The organism is Arachidicoccus terrestris (assembly GCF_020042345.1).
Taxonomy (GTDB): Bacteria; Bacteroidota; Bacteroidia; order Chitinophagales; family Chitinophagaceae; genus Arachidicoccus; species Arachidicoccus terrestris.
The window spans coordinates 2,223,046-2,245,994 of the sequence record NZ_CP083387.1 but is presented as its reverse complement, the minus strand read 5'-3'; the positions used below and the strand labels follow the sequence as shown (position 1 = coordinate 2,245,994).

The 22,949-nt window shown below is 46.8% G+C and carries 15 protein-coding genes; 9 read left to right on the top strand and 6 right to left on the bottom strand.

Going from position 1 to position 22,949, the window contains the following annotated elements; all coding sequences use genetic code 11:
• Positions 1 to 95 precede the first annotated feature (95 nt).
• The 3 genes from tsaE to prfA are packed head-to-tail and all read left to right on the top strand — an operon-like array spanning position 96 to position 1,742.
• Positions 96 to 518 carry a tRNA (adenosine(37)-N6)-threonylcarbamoyltransferase complex ATPase subunit type 1 TsaE gene (gene tsaE / locus K9M52_RS08820; RefSeq protein WP_224071692.1) on the top strand — a complete coding sequence of 141 codons (423 nt, stop codon included), beginning with the start codon at positions 96 to 98 and terminating at the stop codon, positions 516 to 518.
• A complete protein-coding gene (locus K9M52_RS08815) occupies positions 484 to 678 on the top strand; it encodes a hypothetical protein (RefSeq protein ID WP_224071691.1) in 195 nt (64 codons plus the stop codon). The genes tsaE and K9M52_RS08815 overlap by 35 nt, the downstream gene beginning before the upstream one ends.
• Positions 672 to 1,742 carry a peptide chain release factor 1 gene (gene prfA / locus K9M52_RS08810; RefSeq protein ID WP_224071690.1) on the top strand — a complete coding sequence of 357 codons (1,071 nt, stop codon included), beginning with the start codon at positions 672 to 674 and terminating at the stop codon, positions 1,740 to 1,742. Before K9M52_RS08815 ends, prfA begins: the two co-directional genes overlap by 7 nt.
• A gap of 367 nt (positions 1,743 to 2,109) precedes the next feature.
• On the opposite strand, the gene K9M52_RS08805 is transcribed toward prfA, so the two are convergent.
• Positions 2,110 to 2,511 (bottom strand): winged helix-turn-helix transcriptional regulator, encoded by a 402-nt coding sequence (locus tag K9M52_RS08805; RefSeq protein ID WP_224071689.1) that lies wholly within the window; start codon positions 2,509 to 2,511, stop codon positions 2,110 to 2,112.
• 78 nt (positions 2,512 to 2,589) lie between these two features.
• On the opposite strand from K9M52_RS08805, the gene K9M52_RS08800 reads away from it, so the two are divergent.
• Entirely contained in the window at positions 2,590 to 3,486 is an 897-nt protein-coding gene (locus tag K9M52_RS08800; protein WP_224071688.1) for an NmrA family NAD(P)-binding protein, read from the top strand.
• A 99-nt stretch (positions 3,487 to 3,585) separates the two neighbouring features.
• Here the strand turns inward: K9M52_RS08800 and K9M52_RS08795 are convergent, their stop codons facing one another.
• From K9M52_RS08795 to K9M52_RS08775, 5 genes are all read right to left on the bottom strand, one after another.
• Complete coding sequence (locus tag K9M52_RS08795) at positions 3,586 to 4,488, bottom strand: hypothetical protein (protein ID WP_224071687.1); 903 nt, start codon at positions 4,486 to 4,488, stop codon at positions 3,586 to 3,588.
• Between the two features lie 17 nt (positions 4,489 to 4,505).
• Entirely contained in the window at positions 4,506 to 6,089 is a 1,584-nt protein-coding gene (locus K9M52_RS08790) for a RagB/SusD family nutrient uptake outer membrane protein (protein WP_224071686.1), read from the bottom strand.
• A gap of 29 nt (positions 6,090 to 6,118) precedes the next feature.
• A complete protein-coding gene (locus K9M52_RS08785) occupies positions 6,119 to 9,295 on the bottom strand; it encodes a SusC/RagA family TonB-linked outer membrane protein (protein ID WP_224071685.1) in 3,177 nt (1,058 codons plus the stop codon).
• A gap of 116 nt (positions 9,296 to 9,411) precedes the next feature.
• Entirely contained in the window at positions 9,412 to 12,312 is a 2,901-nt protein-coding gene (locus tag K9M52_RS08780; RefSeq protein WP_224071684.1) for a TIM-barrel domain-containing protein, read from the bottom strand.
• Positions 12,313 to 12,714: 402 nt separating this feature from the next.
• Positions 12,715 to 16,959 carry a hybrid sensor histidine kinase/response regulator transcription factor gene (locus tag K9M52_RS08775; RefSeq protein WP_224071683.1) on the bottom strand — a complete coding sequence of 1,415 codons (4,245 nt, stop codon included), beginning with the start codon at positions 16,957 to 16,959 and terminating at the stop codon, positions 12,715 to 12,717.
• Positions 16,960 to 17,130: 171 nt separating this feature from the next.
• Between K9M52_RS08775 and obgE the strand changes: the two genes are divergently transcribed.
• From obgE to K9M52_RS08750, 5 genes are all read left to right on the top strand, one after another.
• Complete coding sequence (obgE, locus tag K9M52_RS08770) at positions 17,131 to 18,135, top strand: GTPase ObgE (protein WP_224071682.1); 1,005 nt, start codon at positions 17,131 to 17,133, stop codon at positions 18,133 to 18,135.
• Positions 18,136 to 18,208: 73 nt separating this feature from the next.
• Positions 18,209 to 19,111 carry a ribonuclease Z gene (locus K9M52_RS08765; protein ID WP_224071681.1) on the top strand — a complete coding sequence of 301 codons (903 nt, stop codon included), beginning with the start codon at positions 18,209 to 18,211 and terminating at the stop codon, positions 19,109 to 19,111.
• Between the two features lie 45 nt (positions 19,112 to 19,156).
• Positions 19,157 to 20,398: a pyridoxal phosphate-dependent decarboxylase family protein gene (locus K9M52_RS08760; RefSeq protein WP_224071680.1), complete on the top strand. Its 1,242-nt coding sequence runs from the start codon at positions 19,157 to 19,159 to the stop codon at positions 20,396 to 20,398.
• A 129-nt stretch (positions 20,399 to 20,527) separates the two neighbouring features.
• Positions 20,528 to 21,958: an L-serine ammonia-lyase gene (locus K9M52_RS08755; RefSeq protein WP_224071679.1), complete on the top strand. Its 1,431-nt coding sequence runs from the start codon at positions 20,528 to 20,530 to the stop codon at positions 21,956 to 21,958.
• 60 nt (positions 21,959 to 22,018) lie between these two features.
• Positions 22,019 to 22,756 carry a DUF4397 domain-containing protein gene (locus K9M52_RS08750; protein ID WP_224071678.1) on the top strand — a complete coding sequence of 246 codons (738 nt, stop codon included), beginning with the start codon at positions 22,019 to 22,021 and terminating at the stop codon, positions 22,754 to 22,756.
• Positions 22,757 to 22,949: the final 193 nt, after the last annotated feature.

Here is a 22,949-nt window from a genome sequence, read left to right as displayed (position 1 = left end):
AAATTAGGTTATCAGATGAGGAAAACATATATATTTCTATTGAAAATCTGTTAACATTTAATCAATTGATGCTGATTTTGTCAGATATTTGTCCTATGGAGATAACCTATCACATATCACAACTGGACAAAGTCGCCGAACATCTGTGGCGGGAACATAAAGATAAAAAGATCTGGGCTTTTTATGCCCCGATGGGCGCCGGTAAAACAACGCTAATCAAGACTTTATGCAATAACGTGCTGCACTGCAAGGATATTGTTTCAAGCCCGACTTTTGCCATCGTTAATGAGTACAGCAGCCCCGAAGAGGGGAGTATTTATCATATGGATTGGTACCGCCTGGCAGATGAACAGGAGATCGTGGCTGCAGGCGTGGAGGAAACGCTCAACAGCGGCCATCTTTGCTTTGTAGAATGGCCGGAACGGGCCCCATTGCTTTTACCGAAAGACGCATTACTGTTACAAATAGATATTCTTCCGGCAGATGAACGCAGGATTTTTGATAAAAGTCCTGAATGATCCGGACGATCTTATCTCTGAATATGCAGATAAAGGCAGCCATAAACAGGAAATATTGTCAGGCGATGCTGTTTTCAGGGAACAAAACAGTAATTTTGCGCCCTGCCTGGGCAGCAAATCTGCCCGGACGATTATTTTACAGTTAAAGTTTATATGCTAGATCAATTAGAAGCCATAAGTGCCAGATTTGACCAGCTCGGTGTAGCGCTGACCAATCCGGAGATTATCAGTAATCAGAAGGAGTTCAGCAAGCTTAGTAAAGAATACCGGGATCTGGAAAAGATCGTCGTGGTATATAAAAAATACCAGAATGTGCTGGATAACCTGAGTTTTGCCAAGGAGGCTATTAATGGCTCGGATGAAGATCTCAGAGAGCTGGCTAAGATGGAATTGCCGGATCTCGAAGAGCAAAAGGATCAGCTTGAGGATGAATTGACCCAGCTGTTGATCCCGAAGGATCCTCAGGATAATAAAAATGCAATTATCGAAATCCGGGCCGGAACCGGCGGCGACGAGGCGTCTTTGTTTGCCGGAGACCTGCTGGATATGTACATCCGCTATTGCAATAAACGTGGCTGGAAGACATCCATCGTCAGTGCCAGTGAAGGAACTGTGGGTGGATACAAAGAAGCGATGGTCGAAGTTATCGGTGATGATGTTTATGGAACCTTGAAATTTGAAAGTGGCGTTCACCGGGTACAACGTGTGCCAAGCACGGAGACCCAAGGCCGGGTGCATACTTCTGCCGCAACAGTTGCCGTGATGCCGGAAGCGGAAGAAATCGATTTTGAATTGAAGGATAGCGATGTGAAGATGGAGACTTCCCGAAGTGGGGGCGCCGGTGGGCAGAATGTAAACAAGGTAGAAACGAAGGTGATGCTGACACATATTGCCACCGGAACGGTTATCATCTGCCAAACCGAAAGAACGCAGCTGGGTAACCGTCTGAAGGCGATGGAAATGATGCGTACCAAATTGTATGAAGAGCAGGTCCGTAAGCAGGAAGAAGAGATCGCCCGGCAAAGAAAGACCTTGGTGAGTACCGGGGACAGGAGTGCTAAGATCCGGACTTACAACTGGCCGCAGGGCCGCGTGACGGATCATAGGATCGGACTTACCTCTTATAACCTGGACGCCGTTATCGGTGGCGATCTGGATGAATTTATCGATGCCTTGCAGGTCGCCGAAAATGCAGAGAAGATGGCGGGCAGTGAGCATAAATAATGAAAAACCGTATAGCTATATTTAATTGGGACCGGATAGCGTTATGCTCATGATTGACCGCTATCCGGTCTTTTCGTTGTATGCCTTTACTGCTTTTTGCAAAGAAAGCCTTTCTTGTATAAGAAAATTTACCTTTAGAGCCGATAATAAAAGGGCATTTTTTCAACATTAATTATTACTGATCTTATAGCCATATAATAATAGCCAGTTATTAAAGTAAAATGTTTTTGGTTCTGATTTCTGTTATTAAAATCAAAGTCAGAGGAGGAATGAAAATTAGGACAAAAGCCCTGTGGTACAGTTTTTTTAGATTGTATAGCTATAATACGACGTGTCAGTCAAATTAAGCAATGGACAGGCTCTTCTCTTATTCAACTTTTGGAAAATCCTTCATTTGTTTTGAAAATTGTCTGGATTGCTTCCCTCCATTGGCGACAGCCCACTCAGCCATGGCGTACAAAACAGGTCTTAGCGCTTTTCCTTTTTTAGAAAGCTCATACGTGACATAAGGGGGAACAACGGGCCTGGATTTTCTGATGATCAGCTCATCTGCTTCCAACTGTTTCAAATGCTGTATCATGACCTTTTCCGTGATTGCGGGAATGGATTTTTTCAATTCACTATATCGCTTGGCCCCTCCCAGCAAATTAAATAAAATAATGGGTTTCCAGTAGCCGCCGATTTTCTCCATCACAAATGTTACCGGGCAGTTTACAAATGCATTTTTTTTATTTTCCTGTATAACCGATGCCTTTTTTACAGCTGTCATTGTATACTTACTTTAGGGTATGTACTTGTACAAAAGTATGTATTAATTTAATTTTACGGCTTAAATAACACAAAAAATATGAAAATAACAGTAACGGGCTCGTTAGGAAACATCAGCCGCACTCTTGTCAGGGCCCTGGTCCTGGATGGGCACGATGTAAAGGCGGTGACCTCGAAAGCGGAAAGAGAAAAAGAAATTGTTAGCTTAGGTGCCAGGCCTTTTATCGGATCAGTAGAAGACTATGAATTTATAAAAAAGGCTTTCGCCGGAAGTGATGCGGTGTATCTTATGATACCGCCGAATCATCAGGTGGCTGATCTGAAAGGTTACATTAAAAAAATCGGGATACAGTATGCACAGGCTATTCAGGAAACCGGTGTAAATTATGTGGTAAATTTAAGCAGCATCGGTGCGCATCTGGAAAATGGTCTAGGACCGACAGGTTCCAACTATTATGTTGAATCGGCATTAAACGGACTGAAAGGCGTACATGTGTTACACCTGAGGCCGGGGATGTTTTTTACCAACTTTTATGGGGCTATTCCGATGATAATGCATCAGTACAGTCTGGGCAATAATTTCAGCGGACTGGTTAATATACCGCTCACACATCCCAGAGACATCGCCAAAGAGGCGTTTACTTCATTAAAGAATTTATCATTTGCCGGAAAACGGGTGCAGTATATTGTAAGTGATGAAAAAAGTGGTAATGAGATTGCCCGGGTATTGGGAAAGGCAATCGGCAGACCTGATCTGAACTGGGTAGAATTTTCAGATGAGCAGCTTTTGCAGGCCTTGTTGCACAATGGTTTTTCTGAGCAGATGGCCACCGTCTATATGATTGAGATAGGTGAAGCGCTAAGGGAGGGCAGTTTTATGGAAGACTACAATAAAAATAAATCACTTTCGACTGGAGGGACGACATTACTTGAATTTTCAAAGGAATTTGCCATTCACTATCATAGCCAACGCTAGCCGGAAATACGACTTTTATAGAAAACTAAGGGCCGCCGGCATCAGGCAGGCGGCCCCTTGGTTCATGAATGGGCTAAAGGTTAAGTGCAGGGTGGAATTCTAATTTTTTAATTTGAACGTAAAACCGATCCAGCATGGGCCATCCCCGGGGTTAGGCTGGTCCCTCCAGACACCTAGCGTTATAGAGGTTTCGCTTAGGTCAAGCAGGCATATGGATTGCCAGTTAGAAGCCTGGCTATGATAATCACCTCCATATAAGAGTTCTGCGCCGTAGAGCTTCATGATGCCGGTTGAAGTGGAGATGTCGAAGCTTCCCGTTTTAATGGTGGCGTGCCCGGTAGCATCGACCATCGTCACTGAATAATTTTTGCCATTGTTCAGATCAAAATGCATATTGCCATAATCTCTGTTCGGCATGACCCACTCATTGCCGGCATAATCAGGATGCCAGGACCAGTCATCTGCACTACCATTATGTTTGGGGTAATCAGGTCCATACCAGCCGATGGGTTTTGCCATATCCAGAACCCAGGTTTTTCCGTTTGTTCCGGCAATATACCCCCAGCTGGAATCTGTCAGGTAGCTCAGGTCCGTATTGCTTACATGGATGACGGTAGTATCACCGGGTACAAAACCCCCAGCAGAACTGACGCTGTAATGGATGGTATAATCGCCGGAAAAGGGAAAGATAACGGTATCCAGTTTTCGGGTAGAAGTTCCGCTGCCATAATCCCAAAAAGGAATAGCCTGCGAAGTTTGACTTTCCAGATAGACTTCATTGTCTTTATCCGGATTCTGTGTGACCTTATAGCTGAGCGCTTTACTGTTCAGTGCAGGAGGCAGGGAAACCTCTTTCTCGGAAGGGTTACAGCCAACCAACACCGCCAAAGAAATAAAAAGGACCGCAGTGACAACCAAGCCCAATGGTGTTGCGGCGTTTTGACGGATTTTTACCATCCGGTTCATTTTACTGTTGATATTATTATATGAATGCATCATCATTGTTTTAGTGTTAAAGACTAATAGCCGGGGTTTTGCACCAAGGTGCCATTGGACAGGCCTATCTGCGTCTGGGGTATTTCAAAAAGTCCTTTTGTTTCTGTAGGGAAGTTGACAAGGAAGTCTGCCCCTCCGATAGTATTGTCAATGGCTGCTTTGGCGACAGTCATACCCTGACGCAGCAGGTCCCAATACCGTTGCCCCTCAAGGGCTAACTCTAAACGGCGCTCTTCCATAATGGTTTTTAAACCCGCTGCACCCGCAGTAAGAGTGACGCGGTGACTGGCATCTTCAAAGGCGCGGTCTCTGACCTGATTGAGATAGCCTTGCGCTTTAGAGAGGTTTTTGTCCAGGTTTAGTTCCGCGCCCATCAGCAGTACGTCTGCAAAGCGGATCACGACATAGTTGTCGTAGTTGTCGATCTGAAAGTCACCACCGTTGGCATCCGGTCTGTCCGGGCCGCCGACCGGTTGGTATTTCTTCCAGAAATACCCGGTATACTGTGCCTGGTCGGAGACACTGTAGGAACCGGAGAGCCCTTCACCATCAATAGAAATAATGGTCGCCGTTTTACGGGTGTCGCCATCCTTGTAGTCATTCCATAAACCGGGATTGACCGGACCAAAGCCCCAGCCTTTATAATAGGGCCCCACGACCTGGTTGCGTATGCCGATCATTACCTGGAAGCGGTTACCGTTCTGAAGGTCCCAGTTGCCCATGCCGGCGCCACTGTATTGGATGGCAAAAACGGCCTCTTTGTTATTTTGACCGGCAAAATCATTAAGAGAGGCGGCGCGCCATAAATCTTTAAAGTGCTGTACCAAGCCATAGCCACTATTTTTGATTACATCATCAATGGCAGCGGTGGCATTATCTTTCGTATAGCCGCCCGGCAAAGTTGCTTTACTGTAATAGCCGGTATAGTATAGAAAGACCCGCCCAAGCAAAGACTCGGCAGCCCATTTGGTCGCGCGGCCATAATCTTCTGAAGCAATCTGACTATATGGGACGGCAGAAGGCGTCAGTGCTGTTATGGCTTCCTGCAGATCCCGGCTGATCAGGGCATAAACGCTGTCGGGACTGGCCTGAGGGATCTGATAGTTATCTCCCTCAATGGGCTCTGTAAGTAAAGGGATGTGACCGAACATACGCACCAGGTCAAAATAGAAATAAGCGCGGAGGAATTTTGCCTCGCCGGTATATTGCTTTTTAAGATCCGGCTCCGTACTGAAATCTACGCCGTCTACTTTTTTCAGAAACTGGTTGGCACGATAAATCCCCTGATAGTATTTTTTCCAGGCATCGGCATTATGATCATTATAGGACTGGAACCTGTCCCACTGAATCACGCCATCATCGGCCGTGCCGCCACCGCCGAAACAGTCATCCGAGGCCAGCTCCGCGCTTAACATGATATTTCCGTTGCCACTGACATCCAGCATGGAGTATGCCGCTACCAAGGCCTGGAAGGCATCTTCCGGCGTTTTATAAAAATCGGATTCTACTTTTTTATTGATCGACTTTTTGTCATCCAGAAAGCTCTTGGAGCAGGATAGCTGCAGGAGCGCCAGGATCAGTACGGCCGTCATATATATCTTTTTCATTTTTTCTGTTTTATCGTGATAGGTCATGGTTAAAAACGTACATCCAGGCCAAACAGCACTGTTCTGGGCTGGGGGTAATAGCCCAGATCAATACCCGAGGACCAGTTGTTGCCATCCGTTTCTGTGTTGCCATAGCCCACTTCAGGATCAATACCTGTATAGTCGGTTATGGTAAACAGATTGGTCGCAGAAATATAGACCCTGAACTGGTCAAATGGCAGGTTCGGTAAAAAGCCTTTTTTGAGATCATAGCCAAGCGACAGGCTTTTTAAGCGCATAAAAGAGCCGCTCTGGATGTAGAGGTCTGAGAAGTTCTTATAATTCTTATTGGCTTCATCACCCATGGTCACCCTTGGAATACGATTGGAAGTGGCTTCTCCATGCCACCGGTCCAGAATGGCTGTACTGTAGTTATTATAGGCCCTGTCGTTGGCATGGGTGCCGTCTACGATCTGGTTGCCGCTTACGCCTGCAATATTCAGGTTCAGGTCAAAGCCTTTATAGCTGGCGGTGATATTGCCGCCATAGGTGAAGTCGGGATTGGGATCGCCGATCATGGTTTTATCTGCAGTCGTTATAGAACCGTCTCGGTTCAGATCCACAAAGCGGACGTCTCCTGCCACGGCATTCGGCTGTATGAGGCCATTTGTCCCGCTGTAGGCATCCACCTCCGCCTGGGTCTGAAAAATGCCGGCGGTTTTGTATCCCCAGAAATAGCCCACGGGGAATCCGTTCTGGATCCGGTAGAACTCTTCTGTGTTAGAGGAAATGAGATTGGTGGCGCCATGGATAATGCCATCGGTATTGGGGACGCTCACAGCCTTGTTTTTATTAAACGCAATATTACCGCCGACGCTGAGGTTAACATCGCCAATCTGCGCATTGTAATTCAGGGCTATTTCCACGCCCTGATTGACGATGTCTCCTCCATTGATATAAGGAGCGCCGGTACCTACAATATCCGGAATGGGGGGTCTGACCAGCCAGTCCTTACTGGTTTTGCGGAACCAGTCGAAGTTCAGTGTAAAATGATCAAACAAAGTAGCATCAAATCCGATATCTTCCTGCTCTGAGGCCTCCCATTTCAGGTCGGGGTTGGCAATGTAATCGGGTGCTGCTCCCACGCTGATCGTCGATGCATCCTGCCCGCCAAAATAATAACCCATTTTCAGAGACGATACGGTGGCCAGATAAACGAAGTGAGGGATCTGGTCATTGCCGTTCTGGCCCCAGCCGGCACGGAGTTTCAGGAAGTTCAGCCAGCCTGTATTTTTCAAAAATGCTTCGTTAGTCAGAATCCAGCCGGCAGAGAAAGAGGGAAAGGTTGCCCAGCGGTGATTGCTTCCGAAACTGATGGAAGCGTCTCTTCTGACAATCGCTGTAAGGAGATATTTTTCTGCATAGCTGTAATTGACACGGGCCATATAGGAGTTCAGGGCGTACTCGCTTCTGGATCCGTAGGCCTTCTGCGTGCCTTCTTTTCCGTTATCAATGATGGCATGTTCAAAGTCCTCAATGGAAAGGTCTTGCTTACTGCCGCTGACGGTGAAGCCTGCAAATTCCTGGGCGCTGGTGCCGATCAGTACATTGAGTTTATGCTGACCGAACTGATTGTCATAGGTCAGGGTGTTATCCCAGTTCCAGGTGAAGTTGCGGTACAGGCCCTGATTGGCCGTGGTTGTGGTAGAAGAGCTATTGGCGGCCAGATCATAGATGGGAATGAAGCTATTGGTGGAGTAAAAGGATAAATCGATGCCAAAGCTGGATCTCAGGGTAAAATGCTGCAGCAGTTTTGCTTCCAGATAAGCGTTCCCCAAGAAGCGGTCCGTGATCGTTTTATTTTGATTGAGGGTAGCCATGGCTGCTACCGGATTCACCTCTTCGGAACTCATCTGGGAGGTGCCATAACTACCGTCCGTATTATAGACAGGGAAAGTGGGGCTGGTATTGAGCAGGCCTCTGATAGAATTCCCATAGATATTACCCGTTCCGATACCGCTCTGATTGGAATGTGTATAAGATAAATTCTCCCCGAACTTTAAAATATCTTTATAGACTTTGTGGTCGGAATTGATCCTGAATCCAAATCTTTCATAATATGATTTGCCGGAGAGTCCGATAATACCTTCCTGCTTCTGATAAGAAAGCGAACTGGCATACGTAGAAATGCCGTTGCCACCGGAAAAGCTTAGGTCGTAGTTTTCGATCGGCGCATTTTTATTGGTAGCGGCCTGCTGCCAATTGGTTCCCTTGCCCATGGAATCAATTTCTTGCTGCGTATAAAAATAAGAAGGCCCCTTACCGGAATTAAGTGCCGACTCATTCATAATGACAGCATATTGTCTGGCATTTAGCAGACTTTGCCTTTTCAAAGGATTCTGTATACCATAATACCCATGCAGGGCTGTGCGCATACCGCCTTTTCCTCCTTTGACAGTTGTAATGAGCACAATGCCATTCGCTGCCCTGGTGCCATAAATGGCCGCCGAAGCCGCATCTTTTAAGATGTCCAGAGAAGCGATGTCTGAGGGATTCAGGTAAGAGATATCAGAAGTGGGCATGCCATCTACCACATATAGCGGGTTCGTGTTGCCATTGGTGCCAATGCCGCGGATCCTGATCTTTACCCCGTCTCCTGGCTGACCGGAGGTAGAAGTTACCTGTACGCCGGGCGCTTTTCCCTGCAGGTTCTGTAAGGTATTAATTGTATGGTTTTCGCTTAGGTTGTCACCGCCAAGATGCACGGTAGCGCCGGTCAGGTCTTTTTTGCGTTGCGTGCCATAACCCACGACGACAACAGCATCCAGATTCTGACTGGTCTCCGTCAGTTCAACGATTTTCGGAACGGACGCAGCAGCCACTTCCAGTGTGGAAAAGCCGATACGGGAGAAGCGAATGGTTGAGCCGGCTGTCGCTTCCAGGGAAAATTCTCCATTTGCGTTGGTGATCACACCCTGATGTAAAGTGCCGGAGGCGTCTTTCACTTGAATCGAGACGCCACTCAAAGCAGCTCCATCTGTCTTTGACACGACTTTACCTTTTAAGGCTGTCTGTGCCGTAGCCGGAAAAATGCCCAGCGCGAGAATCAGCAGGATCAGGAGTGGCCGCCGCAAGCTGAGATGCAGATCAGGAGCAGCTGCCCCGGATCTTTGTCCGGGCTGGCCGCCCCTGGTAAGCAGGTTAAAGATTAAATTTGAATAAGGCATAATTGAATCGGGATTTAATAGTTAAAATGAGTTGAATGAATTAAATGTTTGCATGTTTGTTCTGTAGAATATTGCACTTAGTCGGTCTATAGTGAAAAAAAGCGTTATGTATTTATTTAATGAAGTGATATCTTAACGGGCCGGTCTTTATAAATGACTGTTTTGGCTGGTGCCGCTTTTGCATCTATTCCTACCGCAGATGCAGGATTTACCCAGTATATTCTGAAAGTTTTATGGCCCGGTACTTTTTCGTTATAACGCCCTTTCGGTGCGCTGATTTCGAGGTTGCCGGTGGTATCCCGGTACTTAAACTCTATTTTCTGAAACTGGCCTTTTTCATAATCATAGGTGGTTCCCTGATCCTCATAAAGGGTAAACTGTCCGTCTTTTCCCGCATAAACATAAATGTCCAGCGTGTCGGCCAGCGGGCCGGTATGTTGGCGAACCGGACCGGTCGGCAGGATGGTGCCTGCCGATACAAAAACCGGCATGCGTCCGTAAGGCGCCGTTGCCTGAATAATCTGCCCGCCATTAAAGTGCTTACCGTTATAGAACCCGTACCATTGAACGCCTTTAGGCAGGTAGACTGCTTTTGTGGTGACATGGGGGCGGGTCACCGGCGCTATGAGTAAACCGGGGCCAAACATATAAGCATCCGTGATGGCGGTGGCTTGCTGATCTTCGGGAAAATCCATGGCCAGGCCACGCATAGGTGTATAATTTTTAAAATAAGTAGCCGCTCCCACCGAATAGATATAGGGCATCAGCCGGTACCTGAGCTGATCGTAATATAACATGGAGCTATAGGCAGGATGGCCTTCAGGCGCGATGTTGAACATTTCTCTGGCGGGTGCCTGGCCATGGGAACGGAAGATTGGACTAAAGGCGCCAAACTGGAACCAACGGGTCTGCAGTTCCCGCCAGGCTTCTTTTAATTTTGGTCCGGGCTTCTGGTATTTGCTTTCCACCGCAAAGCCACCGATGTCCATGCTCCAATAGGGAATACCTGCCATGGAGAAACTGATGCCCGTGGCGATCTGACGATGCATTTCCTGCCAGGTGGCGCCAATGTCCCCACTCCAGGTGGCGGCGGCGTAGCGCTGGGCACCTGTAAAGGCCGAACGGGTCAGGATAAAGACACGTTTATTGGGATCCGCATCACGTTGCCCGGTATAGAAGGTCTTATCCTGGGCCAGTGCATAAGCATTAAAATCAATCTGCGGCGCACCTGCATAACTCGGCGTCATCAGCTCCATCCGGCGGTCGTTGGTGATGTTGTCGACGATATCCGGTTCAGTTGCATCCAGCCACCAGGCATCTACGCCTTTGCTGTAAATCTTTTCTTTTACAATATCCCAGAAGGCGCTGCCTGCGGCAGGATTAAAAGCGTCATAGAAAGTAGAGACATAGCCCATCCAGTCTTTGCGTTTTTCAATCACATTTTGTTTATACAGCCAGTTATTGTCCCAAAACTGTTTAAAATATTTGGAACCCTCATAGAATTTTGGCCAGACAGAGATCATAAAACGCAAGTCGTAATCGTTATGCAGCTGGCGGATCATACCGGCCGGATCCGGATAACGGCTACGGTCGAATTCCTGAGAACCCCAGTCATCTTTTTTCCAGTAATACCAGTCTTGTACGATATTATCAATGGGGATTTGCTTTTGCCGGAACTGTTTGGCCGTTGCAAGGATCTCTTTCTGGCTATTGTAATGCTCTTTGCTCTGCCAGAACCCGTACGCCCATTTTGGCATAATGGGAGCTTTGCCGGTCAGATAACGATAACCGCTGATCAGGCTATCGATCTTCTGACCGGTGAGCACATAGTAATCGATCTGTTTTCCGGCCTCGGAATGGAAGCGAATCTGACGGTCTTGATCCTTAATTTGTCTTTTTTGCCGTAGCGCAGCAAAGGAGGAGGTTCCATCCGGAGCCCACTCTACCTTGATATCGTATTTTTTGCCAGACTCCATTTGGAGCTTAAAAGGCACTTCTGCAGGATTCCAGGCTTGACGCCACCAGTCAACCACCGGTTGATGATCCAGCCAGACCTTGACATAGCCGCCGAACTTAAGAATAAAGTCATACATCGCCGTGGATTGATCGGATGAAACTGCCCCCTCCCAAATGACTTTAGAACGGGTAGTCATTTTAAAGCGCCCCGGTAACAACGCGGAATCTTTTGCGAACTGGTAGCCAATTGATTTTTCCCGCCGGCTGAACATGCCGGCCGGATGGGTGGTGTCTGTTATATAGGTAGCCGTCAATGCGCCGGGCTTCCCCTCTACATCAAATAGCTTTAAGTCTGCCAATGTTCTATACTGCTCAGGGTGACCGTAATAAGTGATGGAGCTGTTATTCCAGAGCAGGGCAAAATGACCGGTACTAACCAGAAAAGGATTAAAGACATTGGAATTATATTGGATCATTTCCAGGTCTTTTCCCCTGAGATCCGTGTAGCCTAGCTGATTGCCTCCCAGACCAAATAAAGGGCTGTTCTGCACATTGTCAAATTGCTGGACGATATTGTAATACCCGGATGCCGCGATCTCTATGGGTTTAAAGCTGCGGGCATTGCCGGTTTCCCGCAGTAAGGCATGGTCGTTTTGATCCAGATAACTGATTTTACCAGTGATCAGGTCTACTACCGCCTGTAAACGCCCGGATTTGATTTCCAGTTCCCTTCCGTTTTTAAGTGTAGATACCTTATAATCGATGTTTTCAAGGGGTCTGGCCTGAATCATTAAGGTGGGTGCCGTAATAAAATTGCTGTCAGGCTTGACGATCACATGTAGTATGGATGGTGTTACGAATTGTAATCTCAGATACTGAGGGGGTGTCCCGGACTGGTTGAGGCAAATTGCTATGCCATTGGGGATTTTCTTGTAGGGAGGCGTCACTGATTGTGCCCGGACGCCATAACATCCCAGGATTGTTAAAAACAATAGCCCAATTTGCTGTAGGACGGGAGGTTTTCTGCTTTGCCTTTTGTTGATACGTACAATATCTCGCATGCTTTATTTAGATTGTTATGATAAATGGCTTTAATGCCTTTGCATTAAATTTATATTAACAATCCAAAGCTATCGTTAACATACACTAACGGTCAGATCTGGCGTTCAGAATTGGGGTTGCATTTGTTAAGGGATGGTATACGCATGTTGATATAAAGGGTCACATTTGTTAACCGTGGCTTTTTTATGCAAAAAGAAGGTCGTTTTAGACGGAAAATCGATCCCCGGGCCACCGGCCGCCGATGGCTGGCTATTATGGTGTTTGTTTAAAATTCTGGAAATAATCCTACCGGCTCTTATTTCTTTCAGTAGATCTCAACAGAAGATCTAAATGTAAATCCGGTCACAAATGATTCTGACGGTCATGTAAGGGAAAGCGGGGAACATGAGCTTTGTTTCAGGTTAAGATTCGTTGTCTTTTTCCAGCAGGTCATCCAACCGTTGTTCTTTGCTATACTGAGAAGGTAAGATCCCGAACGCTTGTTTAAAGTGTTTGGTAAAATTCTTCGGATTATTATAACCGACTTCATAGGCTGCCTGGGCGACATTCATGCCTTTTTGGAGATAGGCTGCCGCCCTCTTCATCCGAAGGGTGCGTATAAACTCAATGGGTGTCTTGCCAGTGATGGCTACCAGCTTCTTATATAAGGTGACACGACTTACAAATAATGCCTGGCTGAGTTGTTCGACAGAAAATTCGCTGTCGTCCATGGCCGTTTCCACTGCTTCTCTGGCGGCCTGTAAAAATTGATCCTGCTGGCTGTCTATTGTGGTATGTGTGGGTTCAATCTCAATTTTGGCAGGCGCTTCTTTTTTAGTTTGTTTTGCCTGATGCAGCAGATTTAAAATACGCGCCTGCAATACTTCAAAATTGAAAGGTTTGGTCATATAGTCATTCGCTCCTTGCCGGAGCCCTTCCACCTGTTGTTCCTGAGAGGCCTTCGCAGATAACAGAATCACCGGAATAGAAGCTGTGCATGGGTCTTTTTTGATTTTACGGCAAAGTTGCAGCCCATCCATCCCCTCCATCATAATGTCACTAACGACCAGATCCGGTTTGGCGTTCAGGCAGAACTCCCAGCCTTTATGTCCATCGGCAGCTTCCAGTATATTAAACTGCACACCGAGGTTATCTTTCAGGTAAAATCTAAAGTCTTCATGATCTTCTACGAGCAATATTGTTTTCCTGCGGCCATCTGGTTTTTCCTGAGGCGCGTAGGCTGTGGATGGAAAGGCGCTTAGAGCGGTTACTTGTATTTTGTTCTTTTCCGGATTAAGCAAAAAGGTGTCGGATTTTTCTTTTATTGCATCTGTGCCTTCCTGAGGTTCAGTTGCAGCAGGTACAACGGGTAGCCAGACATTAAAACGACTTCCTTGTCCTTCGCTGCTGGTGACATCGATCCGTCCTCCATGCAGTCGCACAAACTCCTGTGTAATGGAAAGTCCGATGCCACTGCCGGCATTGACCATTTGATAGGGGAGATCGTGCTGGAAAAAACGTTCAAATATCTGATGTAGTTTATTTTCCGGTATGCCTATGCCGTTGTCTTCAACGCAGATCTTCAGCCACTTTTTATGATGCGCGTCGGTTTCTTCCTGCATGCTCAAAGTGATCTGACCGCTCTCAGGGGTAAATTTGAAGGCATTAGACAATAAGTTGAATAATATTCTTTCCAGCTTGTCGGGATCAAAGCTGGCCTGCAATGACGACACCTGACTTTTAATGGAGAAATTGATATTTTTCTTTTCTGCAATATCTGTAAAAGAAATAGCGGTATCTCTCACAAAAGAAACGATATCTCCGTCTGTAGGATGTAGCTGAATTTCCTGTACTTCCATTTTTCTGAAGTCCAGCAGTTGGCTGACCAGATGCAATAATCGTTTAGCATTGCGACGGACCATGTCCAGCTGCCCTTTCAGATGAGGTTCATGCGCCTCTTTCATGAGCTTATCCAGTGGGGCAATGATCAGACTGAGTGGTGTTCTGAACTCATGACTGATATTGGTGAGAAACCGGATCTTAAGCATATCCATATCATGTGTATGACTAGCCTGCTGCCGTTCTTGTTCTAAGGCGAAACGCATCCGCGCCCTATAGAGTAAAATACTTCTGGCCAGGTATAACAGCAGTGCCAATAATATGATATAGATCAGGTAAGCCCAGGAAGATTTCCAGAACGGCGGCAGGATACTGAGTTGCATGGTTGCAGGCTGCTTACTCCAGATGCCGTCCTGATTACAACTCTTTACCTCCAGTGTATATGCGCCCGGGTCCAGATTCGTATAGGTGGCCCGGTTATCGGCATTGCTCTCAATCAGTATCCATTCATCATTAAAGTTCTTTAACCGGTAGGCATATTTGATTCTGGGGGAGTGACCATAGCCCAGGGCCATAAAAGAAAGGGAGAAGTCGCTGGCACCATAGGGCAGTTTGAGGTTGCCGGTCCAGGAGGCGGACTGATTTAATATGATATGACCGCTGTACTTTTCTCCGATCTTCGCCGGTTTGCCGCCAATCTGCAGTTCGGTAAAGACAATAGGAGCTGTATGATAATCGATACTGATGGAATCCGGGTTAAAGAGATTAAAACCGCCGGCCCCGCCAAATATCAGTGCGCCTGATCTGGTTTTAAAGGCAGACTTTTCATTAAACTCGCGGCCTTGTAATCCATCAGACTCATCAAATTTGCGAAAGGCCGCGGGCGAAAGGCTGCCGGAAAATGTTTTCGGAGGATCAAACCGGATGAGTCCACTGGGGGTACTCATCCACAGATAACCTGTCTTATCTTCCAGTAGGGTAAGCACGGTATTATCCGGCAGCCCCTCCCGGGTGGTATATCGTCTGATATGTCCTGAACGGGTATCTATACAATTCAGCCCTTCGCGTGTACCTACCCAGACATAACCTTTCTTATCCTCATATATGGCATTGATATTGTCATTGCTGAGTGAGGCCTGATCTCCGCGTACACTACCCAGATGCCGGGCAGGGGCCCCGCCGGCAGGATAGATTTCAATTCCAGCTGCCGTACCCACCCACAAATCCCCGTTTTCCAGTTGGTCCATGGTCAGGATATATTCAATACCGTCAATGCTGTTTTGGCTGGGCGGCCAAGTGGTGAATTTGCCCGTAGCAGGATCCAGTTTCTGAAGGCCGCCACCCAATGTGCCGACCCAGATACCCTTCTTATGATCCTCAATAATATCCCAGACCCGGTTATCACTGAGACTTGCGGGATTGCCCGCCTGATGGCGATAATGTGTAAACCGGCCGTTCTGATAACAATCCAGCCCCCCATAGTAAGTCCCGATCCAAAGCCGGTGCTGGCTGTCATAACAAAGTCCGACGATCACGTCAGCACATAGGCTGGAAGGGTCTGCCGGGTTGTGGGTAAATCTTTTGAATGTTGAGTCTTTTCGATTGTAATAGATCAGGCCACCTCCGTTTGTGCCGATCCATAAATTGCCGAGCTCATCTTCTACAAACCTGTTGACATCTTCATAAGGTAATGTACGTTGCTGATCCGGCGTATTGGGGTCATGGCTGTATAGAGGAAACCGGTCCATTCTTTCATTATAATAGCAGACGCCTTTTTTATATGTCCCGACCCAGATCAGGCCGTTATCATCTTTGTAAAGATCATAAATACAGTTCTGTGCCAGCGATTTCTGGTTTTCCGGGTTATTCATCAGATATCGGACAGTCCGTTTTCCCTGATCAATAATATTAACGCCCCCATGGTCCGTGCCCACCCAGATATTGCCCTGCTCATCTTCTGTAATGGCATTAATAATATTATTATTGAGATCGATTGCACGCTCCCGATGGTTTTTTTCTTCTTGGTATTCTGCCAGTAAATTCGTTGCAGGATGAAAGCAAAAAAGCGGACCGGGAAGACCTGCCGTGTATACCCAGAGGGACCCCTTACTGTCAGCAAAAAGACGGTAGGCATCTGTTGGCAGGTTCTTCTTTCTGCCGTCACGACCAGACAGGGAAACGGCCGTATGCCAATGGCCGGTTTGCGGATCGAAACAATTTAAGACGCCGGTCTGAGATACTGCCCAGATCTTACCTGCCCTGTCCATTGTCGCATCTGAAGTGATAAAAGAACCGGCCAGGGGCCACCAGGTGACGCGCGGTAAAATACTGGGAATGCTCGGGGCCTCATAAAGCGCAATTCCCTGATCCTTATAGACAAATAAATATTTGGTTGCAGAGAGTTGCCGGATTTGCAGCACCTGTCCCTTTGGAAGCCCAAGTCCCCGGAGCAGCGTATTTTCGTCATGATTGAACACCATTTTTCGGGGATCAAATATATCGCTCGCCGACCTGGATTTAATCCAGAGCCAGCCGCCCGGCAAGGTAAAAATATCTTCTATATAGTTGTCTGCCAGCGTGTTGCTGTCAGCACTGTTATGCCTGAAATCAATAAAATGTCTGCCGTCGTAACGGCTTAACCCGGAAGGGGTTCCCAGCCAGATAAAGCCTTTGGCATCTTTCATAATACAGTTGACCTGGTTGTGTATCAGGCCATCACTAATATCCAGGCGGGTAAAACCGAGTTGTCGCTGCAATGCAAAACAGGATAGGTGTACCAACAGAAACCCTCCCAAAAAAAAATAGCCTATTTTGCCTTTGTGCAGCATATCCCTTAATCATTCATTTATTGTAGAAGGTGTTAAAAATAATTCTTTTTTTGCTAAAAAGGCTATGATCATATGGTGGTAAAATGCTCATCTGTGCGACCGAAAACCGGCGCTAAAAGCCAAAAACGCCTATTTTGATATATCTTCGCTGCTACAATAGAAAGTGTGTCTATGTCAGAAAAGAATTTTATTGACTATATCCGAGTCTTCTGTCACAGCGGCAATGGCGGTAGAGGCGTTACGCATTTTATGCGTACGAAATTTAATGCCAAAGCAGGACCAGACGGTGGTGATGGCGGCCGGGGAGGGCATATCATTCTGAAAGGCAATAAACAATTGTGGACTTTGCTTCATCTGCGGTATTTCAAAAACGTCGTGGCTGAAGATGGGGAAAACGGGATGAAAAATAACTGTACCGGCCGCTTTGGCAAGGATGTTATAATCGAAGTACCCCTGGGTACTATTGCTAAAGACGAAGAGACGGGAGAAGTAGAAGCAGAAATCCTGGAAGATGGACAAGAGGTGATCTGGCTTAAAGGAGGGCGTGGCGGGCTGGGCAACCAGCATTTTGCGACACCGACCAACCAGGTACCGGAACATTCTCAACCGGGGGAAGAAGGGGTAGAAGGGTATAAGCTATTGGAATTAAAAGTGTTGGCTGACGTCGGGCTGGTCGGATTTCCTAATGCAGGTAAATCCACTTTGCTCTCGGTTATCAGTGCGGCTAAGCCTAAAATCGCCAATTATGCGTTTACGACCCTGATCCCTAATCTCGGGATGGTTCCTTACAGAGACGGACGCTCCTTTTGTATGGCAGATCTGCCAGGTATTATTGAAGGGGCTTCTGAAGGAAAGGGGCTGGGGCACCGGTTTCTGCGTCATATCGAACGCAACGCGGTATTGCTGTTTTTAATTCCGGCCGATAGTGAAGACCATGCCAGGGAGTTCGGTATATTATACAATGAACTGGAGCAATACAATCCCGAACTTCTGCAAAAGGATATGCTGATTGCAATCAGTAAATCAGATATGCTGGATGAAGAGTTAAAAGCAGAGATCAAAAAAGAGCTGCCTGAAAACCTTCCCCATATTTTTATCTCTTCTGTTACTGGTGCCGGCTTGGTAGAACTTAAAGATCAGCTCTGGTTAAAACTCAATGCACCGGCTGCCAAATAGGACGACAGGAGCATCTTAGCGGGTGCATCAGGAAGATTATTAATAAAGCCTGTGAAGGCAGATAAGTATTATTATGTTTGGCGTAACAATATTAGGGAATAACTCTGCTGTACCGGCCCATGACCGGCATCCTACTGCACAGGCTGTAACCATTGCAGGCGAAGTGCTGTTATTAGATTGCGGCGAGGGTACGCAACTGCAGATAAAGAATTACCATGTTAAACGCAGCCGCATCACGCGCATCTTTATTTCTCATTTACACGGAGATCATTATTTCGGATTGATAGGCCTGCTGAGCTCTATGGCACTCATCAATCGTAATACTCCCTTACATCTCTATGGGCCGGCTGCATTAAAAGAGCTGATCGACTTGCAGCTACATGTTTCCGATAGCGTGTTACCTTATGAATTGATCTTTCATCCCCTTAGTGGCGCAGCGACGCTGGTGCAGGGATCTAAATACCGGATTGATGTCTTTCCTGTAGAGCACCGGATTGAGTGTTATGGCTTTTTGATCCGGGAAAACCATGCTCCCCGGAAAATCGACCCGGAGAAGACCAGCTCATTTGAAATTCCCCATGCCTATTATGAAAAGCTGCAATGGGGAGCAGATTACCAGACAAAAGATGGCCGAATTATTAAAAATGAAAATCTGACCACCCCAGGTAAAAAGAATCTGAGTTATGCCTATTGTGCAGACACGCTGTATACGGATAGCTTTCTGCCCTATATCAACCATGTTGATTTACTCTATCATGAATCCACCTATCTGGATGATTTTGAACAACAGGCCAGGAGCCGGTTCCATTCTACGGCGCGGCAGGCTGCGATGACTGCCGGCAAAGCAAAAGCAGGCAGGCTGTTGCTGGGGCATTTTAGCAGCAAATTCAAAGAGGTACAGCTATTTGAGCAGCAAGCCAGAGAAGTCTTTCCTTACACGGATCTGAGCCAGGAAGGGGTCACATATCTGGTGTAAACCGCCTTACCTCAAGTATCACTAACAACATAAGAACATCAATGTATGACCATGAAATACTGGAGAAAACTAAGCGCTTTGCAGCAAGATGAGATCATTAGTCATGCGCTGAAGCAGAATGTCAACTATGCAGAGGGCGGCTCGCTGGGGGTACCGGCCTCTACACTGGACGATAAAGTTTTTTATGGCCAGGCCAGCTTTTTAAAAGATTCGCCCTGGCTTAGGCTTTATGTACAGAACCCGAATCATATCGGTTGCCACACCCTGGGTGACTCCGAACCTTTTTTTAAAGGCACACAGGCGCTGGAAAAAGAAGTGATCCAGCTTTTAGGTGAAGATATGCTGGGCGCGCCGGAGGCAGGTTGCGATGGCTACATAGCCGCCGGGGGAACCGAGGCCAATTTGCAGGCGATCTGGATTTACCGCAATTATTTCGAGAAAGAATTCAGTGCGAAACCGTCAGAAATTGCGCTTATCTGTTCTTCAGACACCCATTACTCTATTGCTAAAGGTGCCGGTATCTTTGGGCTTCCATTGCTGGAAGTGCCGGTAGAGGAGTCTACCCGCTTAATACAGCAGGACCGCCTGGAGCCGTTGGTACATAACGCTGTGAAAGAAGGTATCGGTTATTTTATCGTGGTGGCTAATATGGCTACCACGATGTTTGGCAGTATTGACGACCCGAATGTATATGCCGGGATTTTGAAATCTGTTGGCCGGCCTTTTAAAATGCATGTAGACGGCGCTTTTGGCGGGTTTATTTATCCCATTACAGAACAAAACAATCAATTGGATTTTACCAATCCGGATATCAGTTCCATCACGCTGGACGCTCATAAGATGTTGCAGGCTCCTTACGGGACCGGTATATTTCTGATAAGAAAGAACCTGATGCATTTTGTGTATACCGAGCAGGCACAATATGTGAATGGAATGGATATTACCCTTTCCGGCAGTAGGTCCGGTGCTAACGCTGTCGCTGTCTGGATGATTTTGATGACTTACGGTTATTACGGCTGGCAGGAAAAGATACAGGTGCTGATTAACCGCACCGACTGGTTTTGCGGGCAGCTGGAAAAAAGAGGGATCCGGTTTTATCGACATGAGAAAATGAATATTGTAACAATCCGGTCCGTGGATGTTCCAAAAAAAGTCGCAGATAAATATTATCTGGTTCCCGATAAGCATAACAGCCCGGCTGACTGGTATAAAATTGTTGTAATGGAGCATGTGGACCGGCTGAAACTGCTGGCGTTTTTACAGGATCTGGATAGCCGACAAGCATGAAAGGCAACGGAGGAGCCGACCGGCGTATCAGAGGATTAATTTAACGGATCCCGGATAGGAAAACCAAAAACAATAGTTAGTTTTGATGGTTGATACAACCTACATTTACAGATTTTATCTCGGTATTATATGGCAAACGAAGCAATATCGGTATTTGATATGTTTAAAATAGGCGTAGGGCCTTCAAGCTCGCACACCTTAGGTCCCTGGAGGGCGGCTCTGCGGGTATTGGAGGAAATTCGTTCCCGTGGATTACTGGAACAGGTTAGTCATATAGAAGTTTTACTCTATGGATCCCTGGCCAAAACAGGGCATGGGCACGGAACGGATATCGCTGTTAAGATGGGCCTGTTGGGAGAAGACCCCGAGACCACTGATGTGGGCTTGATTACGGAAAAAATGGACACCATTGCGGCAGAAAAGAAATTAAACCTGGCAGGGAGTCATTGTATTGATTTTGACCCGAGTGTAGATGTAGCTTTTCTATTTAGCGAATCCTTGCCTTTTCACCCCAATGCGCTCACTTTTCTGGTTCAGTTTACAACTGGAGAAAATCTGAGTGAAACCTGGTATTCGATTGGTGGTGGTTTTGTTGTAAAAGAAGGTCAGACGGGACCGGATGCCCATCAACTGGTAGAATTGCCCTTTCCGATCCAGGATGCCAAGGACCTGGTTTTCTGGTGCATGAAGACAGGAATGCCGATCCACGACGTGGTCCTTGAAAATGAATCCGCCTGGCGCCCGGAAGAGGAGACCAAAGAAGGTGTGTTGCACATCTGGGAAACCATGAGGGCCTGTATTTACAGAGGCTGCCATCATCAGGGAATTTTACCGGGGGGGCTGAGTGTTAAACGCCGCGCTTTTGAGCTTAACAGGCGGCTTACTAAAAAAGAAGCATACGAAAATTATGACCAATGGCTGGAGATCGTCAGGAGATCCAAAGGAAATTTTAATGAAATACTGGACTGGCTAAGTTGCTTTGCGTTGGCCGTTAATGAGGAAAATGCCGCGTTTGGCAGAGTTGTAACAGCACCGACAAACGGGGCAGCCGGTGTCATCCCTGCTGTGTTGATGTATTATATCGCATTTTGTGAAGACGTGGATGAAGAAAAAATCATCCAGTTTTTGCTCACCGCTTCGGAAATCGGAAGTATTTTTAAAAAAGGCGCTACGATTTCTGCCGCCATGGGCGGCTGCCAGGCAGAGATCGGCGTCTCTTCAGCCATGGCCGCCGCTGCCATGGCTGAAGCGCTCGGCGGCACCCAGAAACAAAGCCTTATGGCGGCGGAGATCGCCATGGAGCATCACCTGGGGCTGACTTGTGATCCGATCGGCGGATTGGTTCAGATTCCCTGTATTGAACGAAATACAATGGGGGCCATTAAGGCCATTACCGCCTCGCAGCTGGCACTGCAAAGCGGTCCGGATTATGCTAAGGTATCCCTGGATAAAGTCGTCAGAACCATGTGGGACACGGCACTTGATATGAACAGCAAATACAAAGAGACTTCGGATGGTGGATTGGCGGTCCACATTCCACTTGGGTTGAGTGAATGTTAGCATTATATATTATGTATCTCTCTTTATATTTGCTGAGTTCAAGCAAATTAAAACTGGCAGATGAAACGCATCTTTTATATACTTGTTGTTTTTATAGGCATAACGATCTGGGCCTGCACCAAATCTTCTGTAACCGGCAGCCAGGCGCCGACACGTATCCGTATGATTAATGCCATGCCGGGTAAAAGTTTTGATTTGATCCTGAATGATGAAACCCTGGCGGAGAATATCGCTTATGACAGTGCCACCGAATTTTTAAACGGGCCGGCCGGCTTTTATAAATTGCTGATCCATGAGAATGGTAGTAATGATACCTTGATCAATGGTAACCAGTATCTTCAGGCAGGGGAAAAATATACCCTGTTTTTAATACCGGATAGCAGCAACCGGGTCAACGGGGTGAAACTGTCCGTTGTGACGGACGATGACGAAATCCCTTCATTTGATTCCGCAAAATTCAGGTTTTTTAATTTTGCGCCGGACACAACCTCTATGTCCATTGTTCGGCTGAAAAGAAGGGGGACCAGCGATCGGTATGATACCATTTATCCTTATTTGGGTGTAGGAAGAACCTACCTGGACAATAGCCTGAACAGCCAGCTTGGGCAGTATACAACTATTTTTACCGATACTTATTTATTTGAGTTTTTAAAGACCAATGATCCGGGTGTGCTCATTGAATCGAAGTCTGTAGCTATAGAGAAAGGAAAATTCTATACCTTTTATTTTGAAGGATACGACAGCCTGGAGACAGGTGAATTCAGACGGAAACTGAAAGTCCGGGTATCTGAATTGTAGAGGGCCGATGGCCAGGTGAGGCATACTGCCTGTTACGGGGCACGTTATCTCTTTTCACCGGTGTTAAAGGGTACTGACCGCTTGCTTATTCACGATACTGACTGGCAAACTGGGGGCAATTATCATATGCCGTCTTACTTAATTACAAAGGGGTCTATAAAAATAAATGGGAGCAGGAATACCACCGGGAAGC

Bases quoted from the DNA above. Each gene is read 5' to 3' on its own strand.
- prfA (WP_224071690.1), top strand. From the start codon at position 672: ATGCTAGATCAATTAGAAGCCATAAGTGCCAGATTTGACCAGCTCGGT.
- K9M52_RS08795 (WP_224071687.1), bottom strand. From the start codon at position 4,488: ATGATGATGCATTCATATAATAATATCAACAGTAAAATGAACCGGATG.
- K9M52_RS08815 (WP_224071691.1), top strand. From the start codon at position 484: ATGAACGCAGGATTTTTGATAAAAGTCCTGAATGATCCGGACGATCTT.
- tsaE (WP_224071692.1), top strand. From the start codon at position 96: ATGGAGATAACCTATCACATATCACAACTGGACAAAGTCGCCGAACAT.
- K9M52_RS08750 (WP_224071678.1), top strand. From the start codon at position 22,019: ATGAAACGCATCTTTTATATACTTGTTGTTTTTATAGGCATAACGATC.
- K9M52_RS08800 (WP_224071688.1), top strand. From the start codon at position 2,590: ATGAAAATAACAGTAACGGGCTCGTTAGGAAACATCAGCCGCACTCTT.
- K9M52_RS08805 (WP_224071689.1), bottom strand. From the start codon at position 2,511: ATGACAGCTGTAAAAAAGGCATCGGTTATACAGGAAAATAAAAAAAAT.
- K9M52_RS08765 (WP_224071681.1), top strand. From the start codon at position 18,209: ATGTTTGGCGTAACAATATTAGGGAATAACTCTGCTGTACCGGCCCAT.
- K9M52_RS08785 (WP_224071685.1), bottom strand. From the start codon at position 9,295: ATGCCTTATTCAAATTTAATCTTTAACCTGCTTACCAGGGGCGGCCAG.
- K9M52_RS08755 (WP_224071679.1), top strand. From the start codon at position 20,528: ATGGCAAACGAAGCAATATCGGTATTTGATATGTTTAAAATAGGCGTA.
- K9M52_RS08790 (WP_224071686.1), bottom strand. From the start codon at position 6,089: ATGAAAAAGATATATATGACGGCCGTACTGATCCTGGCGCTCCTGCAG.
- obgE (WP_224071682.1), top strand. From the start codon at position 17,131: ATGTCAGAAAAGAATTTTATTGACTATATCCGAGTCTTCTGTCACAGC.
- K9M52_RS08780 (WP_224071684.1), bottom strand. From the start codon at position 12,312: ATGCGAGATATTGTACGTATCAACAAAAGGCAAAGCAGAAAACCTCCC.
- K9M52_RS08775 (WP_224071683.1), bottom strand. From the start codon at position 16,959: ATGCTGCACAAAGGCAAAATAGGCTATTTTTTTTTGGGAGGGTTTCTG.
- K9M52_RS08760 (WP_224071680.1), top strand. From the start codon at position 19,157: ATGACCATGAAATACTGGAGAAAACTAAGCGCTTTGCAGCAAGATGAG.